We start from the raw sequence: 14,410 nt of genomic DNA, 5'->3' as shown, positions 1-14,410 counted from the left end.
TCGCCTTGACGTTATGATGCGCCGGAGGTCTGGCGCGTCGGCAATAACTGCATCACCTTGTCCATGTCGATGGACCCTAGGCCGAAATTCCGATCCTGTAAATCTTTGAGTTTTCGGGCAGTTACGGCGACAGAATGGCGAATTTGCTCTTCTGTATGATCGCAGGTGATGAAGAAGCGCAGGCGTGCCATGCCTTCGGGCACCGCCGGATGAATGATGGGCAGCACATTGATGCCCTCATTCAGCAGATCGTTGGAAAGCTGCACGGCGCGCAGTGAATCGCCGACGATAACCGGCACGACCGAAAAACCGAGGCTCAGGCCAGTATCAAGGCCCGCCTGCGTGGCACATTCCAGGAACAGATTGCCGTTGTGCCGGAGCCGCGCAGACCTATCCGGCTCTGATTCCAGAATCTGCAGACCCGCAATAGCCGCCGCCGCCAGAACCGGAGCAAGGCCGACGCTATAAACGAAGCCGCCGGCCTCGGCCTTCAGGATATCGGCAAGCGCACTGCTACCGGCGATGTAGCCGCCACAGCTCGACGTCGTCTTCGAAAGCGTTCCCATCCAGATGTCGACGTCGCGCGGATCGACCCCGAAATGCTCGAAAGTGCCGCGACCACTCGTGCCCAGGATGCCGAGCGCATGCGCCTCGTCCACCATCAGCCAGAAGCCGTAGCGCGCCTTCAGCTCCAGCAATGCCGGGAGATCGGCGATGTCGCCGTCCATGGAATAGACACCTTCGACGATCACCAGGATGCGGCGGAAATCTGACGACAGCGTCTTCAGGATGCTTTCTAGATTCTCGGTATCATTGTGCTTGAACAGACGACGCGCTGCGCCGGAAAGCTTGATGCCAGCAAGCACACTATTGTGGATGAACTCGTCATGGATGACGAGATCCTGCGGGCCCATCAAGCAGCCGATCGCGGCGACATTGGTCAGGTAACCGCTGACGAAGCAGACGGCGTCACCGACGCCATAGAGCTTGGCAAGCCGCTGCTCCAGCTCCACATGGACCGGCCGCTCTCCAGCGACAAGCCGGCTGGCGGAGGCGGAAATGCCAAAGCGGTCGATGGCCTCCTTGGCGCTGGCCGTCACCACCGGGTCCGTATTGGTGCCCAGATAGTCGTAGGAGGCGAAGTTGATGAAGTCACGTCCGCCCATTCGCGTCGTCGCGCCGGCGGCAACATCATGCGAGCGATAGAAGGGATTGGTGATGCCCGCCATCTCGCCGGCAATCTTCTGCGTCATCACGCGCTTGTATTCCGGCAAATCCTCAAAGCGCGTCGCCTGGCGCACCGGCTGCTGCGCCTGCTTGTTCAACCGTTCGGCCCGATTGCGTCCCGAAGCTTCACCGACGCGGCGCATCTGCTCCAGCAGGCTGCTCTTCCGGTCGCCGGCGGGAGTATCGTCATTGGCATCCTGCGTCATGACTGCGCGGCCTTTTTCTGTTGCAGGGAATGGCTCTGCACCAGGCGGCTGACCACCTGATCCTCGCCCGCCGCCGAACTCGCGGCCTCCTCGCCACTCCGGTTCATGACACGATCGCACAGGCGGCTGACCACGTCGCTGACCGTTGTCCCCTCCCCGACACCGCTTAAGGGAATGTCGAAGCCAGTCTTCTGCTGGAAGCTCATACCAAGCTCCATCGCCATCAGACTGTCGAGGCCGATATCCTTCAACACCTTGTCAGGTGTGATCGTATCTTCCGTCACGCGCAGGATCGCGGCGATCTCCGAAGCGACGAGCGTGTGCAGAGCGGCCAGCGCCTCGTCCTCGGACTTGCCCTTGATCAGTTCCCTGAGATCGATCGTATCGCCGTCATTCAGGGTTTGGTGGTTGCCCGCGTGGCGCATGAGCGGCTCGAACAGCGACCGACCGGCAATCGGCAGCATACGGGCAGCGCTCCAATCGATCTCCGCGATCATGACGGCTGCGGCTTCGACCTTGCCGGTATCGGCAAGCATGTAGCGCTCGACCTGCTCAAGCGCAGTGCGTGCCTTCAAGGCGGCTTTGCCGATACGCTTGGACAGGAGTTCGTTGACCTCGCCGTTGCGGGCCAGAAATCCCTTGTCCGCGATGGCACCGAAGCCGACGGCAAGCGCCGGTAGCCCGGCGGCGCGGCGCGCGCGCGCCAAGCCTTCGAGATAGCCGTTCGCGGTAACATAATTCGCCTGCCCCGGATTGCCGAGCATGGTCGTTGCCGAGGAAAACAGCAGGAATAGATCGAGGCGATCGTATCTGGTCAAACGATCGAGGACGTCAGCGCCACGAACCTTCACATCAATAACGGGCTTGTTGCGTTCCTGCGTCAGGTTGGCGAGCAGCGCATCGTCCAGAACCATTGCCGCATGGATAACGCCCCTCAAGGCGCCTTCGGAGCGAAGCGAGCCGAGCAGGGATTCGACGGCCAACTCATCGGTGATATCGCAGGCGTGCAGCGTTGCGATCGCGCCTTTCTTTTCCCATTCGCTAACGGCTCTCAGCGTCTCCTCGTCGGCCACGCCACGGCGCGAGCACAACGCGATGCGGCGTGCCCCTTTGGAGAATAGCCAATCGGCAGCGGCGAGACCGAAGCCGCCGATGCCGCCGGCCACAAGGAAAATACCATCGGAGTCGAGCCGCAACGATTTCGCCGGCGCCGGCAAGACGCGATCGACACCCAAAACAGGCGGGCGGACAACGATCTTGCCGATATGGCCTGCATTCTGCATCAGCCGGAAAGCGCTGCCGATCTCGTCGTAGCCGAAGGCCCGATAGGGCAGCGGCGTCAGCTTACCGGCGGCAAAGAGCTCACCGATCTCGGCAAATATCCGCTTCGTGAGAGCCGGAGCGCTGACCAGCAACTGATCGGCATCGATGCCGAAATAGCTGATGTTGCGGCGGAAGGGGCGCAGGCCGATCTTGCGGTCGGAGTAATAGTCGCGCTTGCCCAATTCCAGGAAGCGTCCGAACGGCTTGACTAGTTCGATGCTCCGCTCCATCGCTTCGGAGAACAGCGAGTTCAGCACGAGATCGACGCCCTCGCCCCGCGTGAAATGGCGAACGCCCGCGACGAAATCCAGCGAGCGGGAATCGAGCACATGGTCGGCACCAAGCATCTCCAGGAAACGGCGCTTCTCGACGGTGCCCGCAGTGGCGATCACCTTGGCGCCCTTGAGCTTGGCGACCTGAAGCGCGGCGAGACCGACACCGCCGGCCGCACCGTGGATCAGGATCGTTTCGCCGGGCTGAATACGCCCGAGCTCGACCATTGCGTAATAGGCAGTCAGAAAGGCAACGGGCACCGTGGCCGCGGCAACCGTCTCCATCTTCTCCGGTAGTTTGGTGACGCCATCGCGGCGCACACGGACATGGGTCGAAAACGCAGCGGGGCCGATCCCCATGACCTTGTCGCCCGGCTGAATATCACCGACGGCGGATCCTGTCGCCAAAACGCGACCGGCGAATTCCATACCGATCGTGGCGCCGGCAAACCCGTCCTCCAACGCCTCTTCCGGAAGCAGACCCATGGCCCACATGACATCGCGGAAATTGAGGCCGGTGGCTTCGACCGCGACAATCACTTCGCCACCCGACGGCACGGGCGGGTTCGTTTCTTCCCAAACGACGCTATCGAGGCGGCCGCTCGTATGCTGCCGGATCGTGGCGGCCGAGACGTCGCGGCGGCTCATATCGGTCAAGGCAAAGGGACCAGCGGCCGCGCGAACCTCGCGGATTTCGCCGGTTGCCCGATCCAGCGTCCATTCCCTATTGTCGGTCTTGGCGGCAAGGATGCTCTCCACAGCCGCGGTCGCCCGCTCGTCATCCGACTCGGCGTCGAGAAGGTGCACATAAAAGACGTCATATTCGTTCTGCAACACGCGCGCGAAGGCCCAAAGACCAGCATTGGCGCTATCAACCCGCTCTTTGGCCAGCGGTGAGCCGCCCGGAGCGATGATCACCAAGCGCTGCCTGTCGCCACTAGCACGACGTGCCAAGGCATCTACCAGCTCAGCGAACATCCGCAACCGCCTCAGCGAGAGGTCGGACGCATCATGATCGCCCAGTCTTTCAGCAACATAGAGAATGCGACGTGGCTCATAGTCGAGCGATGTTACGACATCGCCAAGATTCCGAGTCGTTGTTCCCAAGTCGATTGTGGTGGCCTGCCCCTTGATAACCCCAATAGGGTGCTGCCCACGCTCGGACAAAACCAAGAGCGACGTGTCGGCATCTGACAAAAGGCCAGCATCGGCTGTTTCGCGTTCGGACACGGCCATTGCCGTGATCAGCACACCCTCCGGGAGAACTGTCTCTTCAACTTGCGGCTTGGCGAAACCAAGTGCTGCGAAGATGTCCTCGACCTGTTGCGGCGTGCCGAGCTGGCCGACCGGGAATTCCGGCGACTGGCTGCCGGCAAACCATCCTTCCGACAGACCGAAAGCAAAATCGTTGAAGGCGCTCGGAGCACGATCAGCGAACAAAAGCTGCGAACCGCATGCGGCTGCGGCGCGGATGGCGGCTTTCAACCCTTCGTCGCGGGACAGAAGATGCTGGCTCTGATCGCCTGACGCGACAATGATGTCGGCGAGCGGCTGATCCGCAAGCTTGGCAGGCTCTGTGACGATGACATGCGCATCCCGCTCGAAGGCGATCTCAAGCGCGCGACGCACCTGCTCTCGCGGCTCGGCGATGATCAGGGAGGCTCCGGCCTTCGCGGCAATCGCCGCCAGACGACGGCTGAAGGCCGCGGATGTCGAACCCGCCTCCAGAATATGGCTGACGGCGCCGGGATTGGCCTGCATGGATACCGCCAGCGTCTCGGCGATGATCGAAAGGCGCTTGCCGCTCAGCGGAGCGTGAACGAGCACATGCTCCAGCGTCGCTCCGCCGACTGTATGAACGACGGCCTTGACCGGCGGCTGGCCGAGGACGTGCTTGTGGACCGCCGCGAGCCGCTCCAGCGCTTCGCGATAGGCATTGTTGACGAGAACGGCCTCGGCAACCCGGCCGGCATCCTCACCATAAAGCTCTCGCAGGACTTCATTGACCGGCGGCAGGGTGAAATCGAGCGGCACTTGCCACTCGTCGTCGCCTGCCGAGGCAATACCGGCATCCTCCAGAATATAGAGGCAGTTGACCAGAAATGACCGGAACTCCGGCTCATCTGGAAGGTTCGAAAACGAAATTGTCCCGCCCTTGCCCGCAACCGCCAGCGCGATCTCGTGACATGCCCGATAAATCGCTGCATCGAGCAGCAGCGTCGCATTGTTGAACGAATGTGTCCCCGCAGGGCCTTGCAGCACAGAAGCATCCGGCAGCGCCATGTCCGAACCGGGCCGACGTCCGAAGATCGCCGACGGCACGGTCTCATAGTGGAAGGCGACGGAGGCAAGCGTCGTGTGCCGGCGCAGATAGGTGCGGCGGAAGCGGCAATCGTCGAAAGCAGCGATCTGACCGCCCTCGGCATCGAACATGCGGAAGCGGGCCTTGATCGAATTCCGGCTGAACCGATCGATCTCTATGACGGCTTTGGCAACCGGCCTCCCCTTGCCCGAAACCCGCACGGTACCGAAGCGAACAGGAATATAGGGCGCGCCGGCCTCGTCGCCGGACAGCTGTTCGAATAGCGCGACGAGACCATGGAATGCCGCGTCGACCGACATCGGATTGACATTGTAGGTTGCAAACGGGTGGCTCGGAGCGGCAGCCCGCTTGAGATCCACTTCAATGACATCGTGGCCGAAAGCAACGGCCTTCGATAGAAGCCGGAAATGCGGGCCGTATTGCAGCCCGAAACGCTCCGCCATGTCATAAGTTTTTTCGGATGTCAGGACGGACTTCCGGCCCTCGGACCGACGCTGGGCTAGCGGCTCGATCGCGCCGAGGCCGATCGGCTTGCGGCCGCGCGCAACGGCGTGGACGGTCCAGTCGTCATTGCTCAACCGCTCACGCGAGCGGATCTCGATGTTGCCGGTCTCCGGCGACAGGATAGTCGACAGCTCCACCATGCGGTCATGGCGCAATTCCAGGGGCCGCAGGATTTCGAGATTGCCGAGCTCGACCTCGTCGGTCTCGTAATATTGTTGTATCGCGGTGACGGCGATCTCGATGAAACCGCTTCCCGGCAGGATCGCCTTGCCGTCAACGACGTGTTCGGCAAGGTCGGCGAAAAGATGTGCGTCCAGATGGTTCTTCCAGCTGGAGCTGTTGGGATCCGTGCGCCAGCCGAGCAAGGTATAGGGGCTCTTGCCGTCGCGGCCGAAAATGTCGATCTCGTCGGTGGTCGGCTGCGAGCGCAGTTCGACCGGTTCGAACGGCAAGGGCGGCAGCTTGACGAAGGCGTTGCGGGTCGCACTTCCGCGCGAACGCAGTGCCGGCGCACCATGGGCGACAGCGCGCGCAAAGGATTGTGAAACCGGATCGCGGCCGGAAACCGGCGCCTCGCGCAGCAATGTCGGTATCGCAACCGCCTGGACGGACGCCTGCTTGGCGATCTCCGTCACATAGTTCGACAGGATCGGACGCGGTGCGATCTCGATGAACAGGTTGCATCCCATCGCAATTGCCGCCTGACAGGCAACCTTAAACAGCACGGGGTCGCGGACGTTGCGCCACCAATATTGAGTGTCCAGCAGACGCCCGTCATGAAGCTCGCCGGTCACCGTCGAAATAAAAGCACCCGTGCCGGTATCCGGCGCGACATCCGGCAGATCCGCCAGGAAAGCGTCCTTCGCTCGGTCGATGATCGGGTGATGGAAGGGATAATTGATGTCGAGCACGTGCGCGACGATGTGGGCCTTGCGAGCGGCATCCCTGAACGCCTCGATCTCGTGGACGGGACCGGAAATCGTGACCGAATTCGGCGCGTTGATCGCCGCAATGCAGATATCGTCCAGGCCATGCGACTTGGCGAAGGCGAGCGCGGCGTCCTCGTTGAGAACGACAGCAGCCATCTTGCCTTCGCCGGCCAGAAGATCCTGATGCAGCGAGCGCTTGGCGACGATTGCGACCGCTTCGGCCGCCGTCAGCGCCTTGGCAGCATAGGCGGCGGCAATTTCGCCGACCGAATGGCCGAAGACGACATCGGGCTTCACGCCGACTGCCGCCAGGCAATCCGACAGCGAGGCCTGAACGGCAAACAGCAGGGGCTGTGCGATCTTGGTATCCGCGAGCCGCAAGCTCAGATCGGTGGCAACCAGAATATCCGTCAGCTTTTCGCCGAGATAATATTCGAAGAGAGCGCTGAACGACTGGAAACATTGCCGGAAATGGCGATTTTCCTGATATGCCTCGACGCCCATTCCTGCCCATTGCGATCCATTGCCGGAAAAGACGAAGGCAATTTTGATGGCCTGGCCCGGCACTTCCCCGGTTTCACCAACCGAACTCTCGCCCGACAAATGCGCGTCGATCGCCGCAAGCACCGCCGCGCTGTCCTTCGCTTTGGCCGCAAAACGGTGACGCATGGGCTCACGATTGGCCGCGGCGGACGCGACGATCTGCCGGGCCTCCTTGGGCTCCGCCCGCGTCAGGCTACTCTTATAGTCCTCAAGCAACCTCGAAAGCGCCGAAGCCGTGTGTGCGCTCGCGACGAAAACCGCACCGTCGCCTCGCATCTGCGGCTCGGGAGGAGCAACCGGATCGGGATCGCTGATGACGACATGGGCATTCGTGCCGCCGAAGCCGAAAGAATTGATGCCGGCAAAGCGTGGGCGTTTTGCCGGAAGAAGCTCGATGGCCGACGTGTTGACCCGAACGTTCAATCCTTCGAAATCGATGTTCTCATTCGGCTGGTCGAAATGCAGCGACGCCGGCAGAAAATTGTTCTCCAGCGCTATCATTGCCTTCAGCAGGCCAAAGAGGCCGGAAGCAGGTTCGGTATGGCCGATATTGGACTTGATCGAGCCGACCGGCACCGGCGCCCGCCGGTTCCGGCCAATAACCTCGCCGATCGCCCAGACTTCGGCGGGGTCACCGACCTTGGTGCCTGTGCCATGACCTTCGATGAAGGCGATGCGGTTGACGTCGATATTCTGCCCTTCGTAGATCGAACGCAGAAGAGCGGCCTGCGCATCCCTAGATGGCAGCGAGATGCCATTGGTGCGACCGGAAGAATTGACCCCGACCGCATGGATGCGGGCATAGCTGCGATCCTTTTCGCGGAGCGCGCGATCGGTCCTGCGCAGAATGATGGCCGCCCCACCTTCCGCGCGGACGTAACCACGGCCATTGTCGTCATAGGCTCGGCAAAGACCTTCCGGCGACAGCATGCGCGCCTGCGAAAAGCCGACGAAGGACAGCGGATGGAGCAGAAGATTGACGCCACCGACGATCGCGGTGTCGATATCACCGCATTCCAGCGCCCTCACGGCTTGATCAAGCGCCACAAGCGATGAGGAACAGGCCGTGTCGATCGTCATGCTCGGCCCCCGCAGGCCGAAAATATGTGAAATACGGTTGGCAACGATCGAAAGCGTGTTGCCGGTCATGAAATATGGGCTACCGGCTGCCGGGTCCTCAGCGGTCAGATTGCCATGATCAAGTGACGATGCACCGACATAGACGCCGACCCTCTCGCCATCGAAGCCGTCGACAGGCAAGTTCGCATCTTCCAAATCCCGCCAGACGAGGTTCAGAAGGATGCGCTGCTGCGGATCCATCTGCATTGCCTCGCGTTGCGAGAGACCGAAGACTGCCGGATCGAAAGAATAGATGTCCGCCATGACGCCGGCGGCGTAGCTGTAGGTTTTTCCCTGGGTACCGACGACCGGATGCCAGAAGCGGGCGAGATCCCAGCGTTCGTCGGGAATGCGGCCAACAGTGCAACGCCCTTCCTTGAGAACGAGCTGCAGCTCTTCAATCGAACCCGCCCCCGGGGCGATACTCGCCCGTCCGATAATTTCAATCGTCATGATCTCTCGGCGTTATTTTTTAAACTGTCCCAGGATGAAAGTAGCCATCTTCATCTAATAAACGTTCACATCATAATTATCTGCAGTTGTCACCTGCAAAAAGCCAAGTACAGAACGCCATGTCAGGTTAAAAAACGACGAACAGAGCGCCTTGCGAGAAAGGTGTCGGCGCACAATCAGTTTCAAATCGTGCAACTTAGGCGTTTGAAAGAATACGAGCAGGTCCTTGCCAACTCCTCGCCAAACTTTGCGATTCCTCGTAAATTTCGGTCTTTCAAGAACACGATCATCTGCCGGAATCATCTCGATGCCCGCATCAAAGCTTCGATCAATGCAACAAGGGATGCGTGAATCACGCATCCCTTACCCTAGGCTTACTGCCCGAGATTAGCCGCCGTCGAGGCACCCTGGGAAGCGATTCCGAGCGGAGAGCCGATAAGCGTCAGGAACTTCCGGATGTCGACCGAGGGGTGACGCGATACATAGATGACATCACGGCTCTTGACCGGGAATGTTTGCCCGACGATCAGGCTGTCGGGATGCGACATGTCGAATCGATAGACGATCGGATAACGCCCCTTGGAATCCGGCGCCATTCCCTTTTGCAGAAGCGCCTGGAAGCGGGCGGGGCCGAGCAGGCTCCGGACGATATCAGGCTCTTCATAACGGAACAGGAAGAAGCCCTGGGCATTGGTCGACTCGTCGATTGCGCCGTGACCCAGCGCGACAGCTTCGAGAAGATTAAGATCGTTGGCGCCGAACTCGATACGACCGTCACCCTTGACGGAACCGAGAAGGGTAAAGGTTCTCGGGTCGCGTACGAGGAAAACCTGGTCGCCAGGCTGAACGTAAATATCCTCGGAAGGGTGTTCGACGATCGACTTCAGAAGGGCAGTGCCGATCTTGTTGCCGCGAACCACGGTGACCGAGGTTTCATAAGGCTGCGTGACAGGGCCCCCTGCCTTGGCGATCACCTGCGTGATCTTTTCGCTTGTCAGGTCCAGAGGAACCAGCGACGGACGACCGACGGCGCCGGAAACGGTCACAGTGCGTGATGCCGTACCCGTGCTCGTGACAATGACATCAGGCTCGACAGCCTTGGTCGCCAGCGCGGCCAGGACCGCCTTGCGAGCCTGCTCAAGCGTCTTGCCCGCGAATTTAACGGAACCCGCATAGGGAATGGCCGCCGTTCCATCCGGCTGGACGACGATATCCAGCGACACCTGTTTCGATTGGGCGGTCGAGAACAAACCGTCGGAACCGGCTTCGAAAATGGTGACTCGAAGCGCATCGCCGACGCCGATGACCACCCGCCCGACGCCGCCACCGATGCCAAACCGACGGTTGAGCGCGGAGGAAACATAGTCGGAAACGAGACGCGCCGTGCGGCTATCAATATCAACGACATCGAAAACGGCGGCATTCTTGCGCCCAAGCTCGGCGCTGGACTGCCCGGCGGCATCATCGATCGCACCGGCCAATGGCCCTTCACTGGATACGGAGTTACATCCCGCCAGAAGTACGCAAACTAGCAACGCGCCTACGCGATTCAATTGAATAACCCCAAATTTATACCAGCCATCACGACCAACTTGGTCGGAGCAGCGTATTATTCACAAATCCGTTGGCGCCTTGAAAAGCATAATGGACGCCCCTCAACAAGCCCATTCAAGACACACGCAGCCAAAAAAATGTATGCTGTCTTAGTGAGCACACGTCACCCTCAATGGCTGCGCGACCTTTGCCCTATAGGCTGAAACCATGAGTAACGCAATTAATCCCAGCAATCTTGTATAAATTTAAATTAATATTTACGCAGTGATAAAAGCATCCGTTAAGGAATGACGTCAGGTAAGGCTCATCATACTCAACCTGATTGAAGCCGCCTTTCCGCCTCCCCTTTTCATAAGCATGCTCTTGCCTATCGCAGTCGCGAACTCTAAACCGTGGCAGAAGCATAGACGCCGACCATGACAACGAGGGATCAGTAAAACTTCGGATTAGTTCTTCGCCGGATTTGCCACAGCAGAATCGAACGAGCGGAACGAATTCATCAGAGTGGTTATGGGTACAATACATACTGCCATGAGGCCGTGACGAATATCCGGTTCGACCGGCCTCGAAACCTGAATGAAGTACCGATGGGAATGAAGGTTTTGCCAATGTTCGGCTTTCCAAAGCGATTCAAGAATAAGACCCAGGAGAGCTCTCTCGGAGCGATATTTGATCAGTACGAACAGGGTAAACCCGATCATCAGAATGCGATCGATGCTCTTCCGGGCTGGAGTTGCGCCTTTCCCGCCGCCCTCAAGCTGAAAGCCGGGAGCCTTCCCCTTTATGCGGATGACCGGATCAGCTGGGCGTTAAAAACCTTTGGCTCCATCAAGGGGAAGAAGATTCTTGAGGTCGGACCGCTGGAGGGAATGCACACCTATATGCTGGATCGCCAGCAGCCGGCGCGAATCGACGCCATCGAAGCAAATCGCCTCTGTTTTCTGAGATGCCTGCTGACCAGACAGATTCTCAATATCAACAGCGCTTCGTTTTTATTGGGTGACATTCAGGCTTGGCTTGCTGACCACGACGAAGTCTATGATTTCGCCCTCGCCTCAGGCGTGCTTTACCACATGGCCGACCCTGGGGAGTTCTTGCGGCAACTGGCAAACCGCACCAACGCCGTTTTCATCTGGACGCATTTTTTCCTCGATGAGGCGATGCCCGAAGACGACGTACGACGTCGCCCTTTCAGCGGTAAAATCGAGACGAAGACGATCGAGGGGGTTCCCGTGCGCTATTACGAGCGCAGCTACCAGCTCGCCAACTCGAATGCATCCTTCTGCGGCGGTATGAAGGACCGGCATTTCTGGATGCATCGGGATGACATTTTGACCCTACTGGAAAAGCTCGGATACAGCGATATCGTGATCAGGGATCAGGATCTCAACCATCCCGGTGGACCGTGCTTTGCCCTCCTTGCCCGCAAGGCACAGGCGGCCTCGTGACAAGGACACTCAGCCGGCGTGCAACGCCGGTAGATTTGGATAATCTCGACGTGATTGAAGGCACATACGACACTTTGACGGTTCTTCGAGACCAGCGCATTCTCCCTGCCGAGCAGGCCGAAACGCTAGGAGGCAGCCTTGCTGTTTAATCTCGAATATGATCGGGGCTCGGTTCTCGAGGGCTATCTCATCCCGGACGGTTTCTCCGATCTGCCGCATATCAGGGTATCGGATGCGAACGGTGAGTTGATGGTCCGCCCCTGCGACCAGCTCAGACAGGCGGTTATTGATTCAGGCCGCCATGAGAACGGCCGGGTCGGCTTCAAACTCGATACGAAGATCATTCCCGATCTCGCCGAGCGCAGTACCCTCATGATCCATGACGCCAAGTCGGGATTGCTGATCTATCGGCGACCGCAAGTATCGCAACTGGTCCCCCAGAAGATCTTGCGGCTGGAAACGCAACTCCTTCCGATGGTCAAATTCGATTATCACTGCGGTCGTCATTTTCAGTATGAGCTGTCGTCGGTGGAACGCTTCGGCCATGAGACAGCCCTCCAGGCCTTTCATCTCAACGCCGTCAAGTCGATTTACATCAGCGGACGCTTGCTGTTGCGGAACTATGAGGAGTTCCTCGACAAGGGTTTCAAGGCCATCGTGCTGCTGACCGACCCCTATTACGAGCTGGCTCTGCGTATCTTTCTCCTGAAGCGCATGGCGAAAACCCAGATCTCCTTCTTTGGCGACCGCGACAAGATCATCCTGGCGCCCGCGGCGGAACACTTCGCGGAAGTCGATCTCGAAAACGAGGCGTCTCTTAAAACCGCACTCAAGAAAGCGCCCCAGAATGTCACGAACGTTCTAGTATCGCCCGTTACCCGCCAACTCGTCACCACCACGCCGGAGCAACTGGCGACGCGCGGCGATGTCGCCGCGGCTATCGACCTGCTTTCCCGTTTTACCGTCGTCGGACACGATACCGACAGCATCCATTTTCAAGACGCGATAGGCGAACTGTTCGGTATTTCGATCGGCGATCTTCCGTTGCTCTCCAGGCACACCGCTCTTGAAGACGTTGCTACGAGATTGCGTTCGTTGCATATTGCCGAACTAATGCTCGAAGAAGATTTGATCTTTGATCACTATGTGCGTGAGGCGATGAAACCAACCGCGCCGGAATTGCGGAACACGAGTGTAAGCCGACATGCCCAAAACAGTCATTGAAGAGACGGTCGACCAGCAGTATCCGCAAGTAAAGCCGGCTCGTCATGTTCTGCCGTCATTGTTTCGGCGGTGGGTCCCCGAACGGCGCGAACGTACCGATCTGGAAGAGATCGAATATATACCGGCGCCCGGCGTGCACGATCCGGAGCTTCAGACCGGTGGAAAGCCGCCGATCAGGCTCATCACCTTCTTGCTGTTCGTGATCCTGCCGTTTCTGGTGTGCTCGGTCTATTACATCTTCATTGCTTCGGATCAGTATGTCGCCGAAGCTCGCTTCGCAGTTCGCTCGCTTTCCAGTTCCAGTTCGAGCGACAAGGGCGACGGTACATCATCCGACAATAGTTCCGGGCCTTCAGGCCTTCTCAGCATGCGCTCCGCCTCGCAAGACGCCTATGTCGTCACGAGCTTCATCCACTCGACCGAAATCCTTAAGCGAATTGGCGAGAAACTCGACTACCGGTCCATGTTTGCGCGGCAGGATGCAGATTTTCTCTCTCGATTTCGCTCCTCGCAATCCGACGAGGAATTTCTGGACTATTGGACAAATCACGTCAGCGCCTACATCGACGTCTCCTCGGGCATCATCACCCTGAAGGTGCGCGCATTCACGCCGGATGATTCCGTCAAGCTCTCCCAGGCTATCATTCAGGAGAGCGAATTGCTGATCAACCAGCTTTCGCAGCGCGCGCGCGACGACATCGTGCAGAGCATGCGGGGCGATGTCGAGAAAAACGGAAAAGCCTACAGCGACACCCTGATCGCGCTCAATCAGTTTCAGCATCAATCCGGGCTTCTCAGTCCGGAGACACAGGCCACCAGCAGCAGCGCGCTTCTGACGGGGCTGCTCGCGCAGAAGCTCGAATTCGAAACGCGCCTCTTTGTGATGCGGCAGTCAAATGCGGATAGTTCGCCGGCCTATCAGCAATTGACGCTTGCCCAGCAAAGTCTCCAGGATCAGATCGACAAGATGAAACTGGAGCTGACTGGCCCTGAAAATGCAAGCCTTTCCAAGGCTTTGCTGGAATACTCGCAGCTGGACACGAACCGGATGATCGCGGAGAACCTCTATCAGGCCTCCCAAAGGAACTACGATACGGTGCTTGCCGAAGCGCTTCGCAAAACGCTTTATCTCGCCGTCTTCGTCAATCCGACGCTTCCGGATGAAGCCATCTTCCCGCATCGTTTCACGACGCCGTTGATGATATTGCTTGCCCTGACCGTTATCTGGACCACCCTGTCGCTGATCTGGGCGTCGGTGGAGGATCACCGGATATAGTGAGGGACA

7 protein-coding genes are annotated in these 14,410 nt (G+C 59.1%); 3 read left to right on the top strand and 4 right to left on the bottom strand.

What is annotated here, in order from left to right:
- Positions 1-11: 11 nt before the first annotated feature.
- Genes AB6803_RS13975 through AB6803_RS13960 form a run of 4 tightly spaced genes read right to left on the bottom strand, consistent with a single transcriptional unit; the run spans position 12 to position 10,452 of the window.
- On the bottom strand, positions 12-1,433 hold the full coding sequence (locus tag AB6803_RS13975; RefSeq protein WP_371109444.1) for an aminotransferase class I/II-fold pyridoxal phosphate-dependent enzyme: 1,422 nt from the start codon (positions 1,431-1,433) through the stop codon (positions 12-14).
- A complete protein-coding gene (locus AB6803_RS13970; protein WP_371109443.1) occupies positions 1,430-8,899 on the bottom strand; it encodes a type I polyketide synthase in 7,470 nt (2,489 codons plus the stop codon). Before AB6803_RS13970 ends, AB6803_RS13975 begins: the two co-directional genes overlap by 4 nt.
- A 54-nt stretch (positions 8,900-8,953) precedes the next feature.
- The gene (locus AB6803_RS13965; protein WP_371109442.1) at positions 8,954-9,259 is read right to left on the bottom strand and encodes a hypothetical protein; all 306 of its coding nucleotides are present in this window, start codon (positions 9,257-9,259) and stop codon (positions 8,954-8,956) included.
- Between the two features lie 14 nt (positions 9,260-9,273).
- On the bottom strand, positions 9,274-10,452 hold the full coding sequence (locus AB6803_RS13960; protein WP_371109441.1) for a polysaccharide biosynthesis/export family protein: 1,179 nt from the start codon (positions 10,450-10,452) through the stop codon (positions 9,274-9,276).
- Between the two features lie 588 nt (positions 10,453-11,040).
- Here AB6803_RS13960 and AB6803_RS13955 point away from each other — a divergent pair.
- The 3 genes from AB6803_RS13955 to AB6803_RS13945 all read left to right on the top strand — a co-directional run bounded on the left by AB6803_RS13955 (position 11,041) and on the right by AB6803_RS13945 (position 14,401).
- On the top strand, positions 11,041-11,901 hold the full coding sequence (locus AB6803_RS13955) for a class I SAM-dependent methyltransferase (RefSeq protein WP_371109440.1): 861 nt from the start codon (positions 11,041-11,043) through the stop codon (positions 11,899-11,901).
- Positions 11,902-12,039: 138 nt separating this feature from the next.
- Positions 12,040-13,125 carry a hypothetical protein gene (locus AB6803_RS13950; protein ID WP_371109439.1) on the top strand — a complete coding sequence of 362 codons (1,086 nt, stop codon included), beginning with the start codon at positions 12,040-12,042 and terminating at the stop codon, positions 13,123-13,125.
- A complete protein-coding gene (locus AB6803_RS13945; RefSeq protein ID WP_371109438.1) occupies positions 13,106-14,401 on the top strand; it encodes a capsule biosynthesis protein in 1,296 nt (431 codons plus the stop codon). Before AB6803_RS13950 ends, AB6803_RS13945 begins: the two co-directional genes overlap by 20 nt.
- The last annotated feature ends 9 nt before the right edge of the window (positions 14,402-14,410 follow it).

It is taken from the genome of Rhizobium sp. RCC_161_2 (assembly GCF_041355235.1).
GTDB lineage: Bacteria > Pseudomonadota > Alphaproteobacteria > Rhizobiales > Rhizobiaceae > Rhizobium.
The sequence above is the reverse complement of the archived record's forward strand: the minus strand, read 5'-3'. Positions and strand labels throughout refer to the sequence as shown.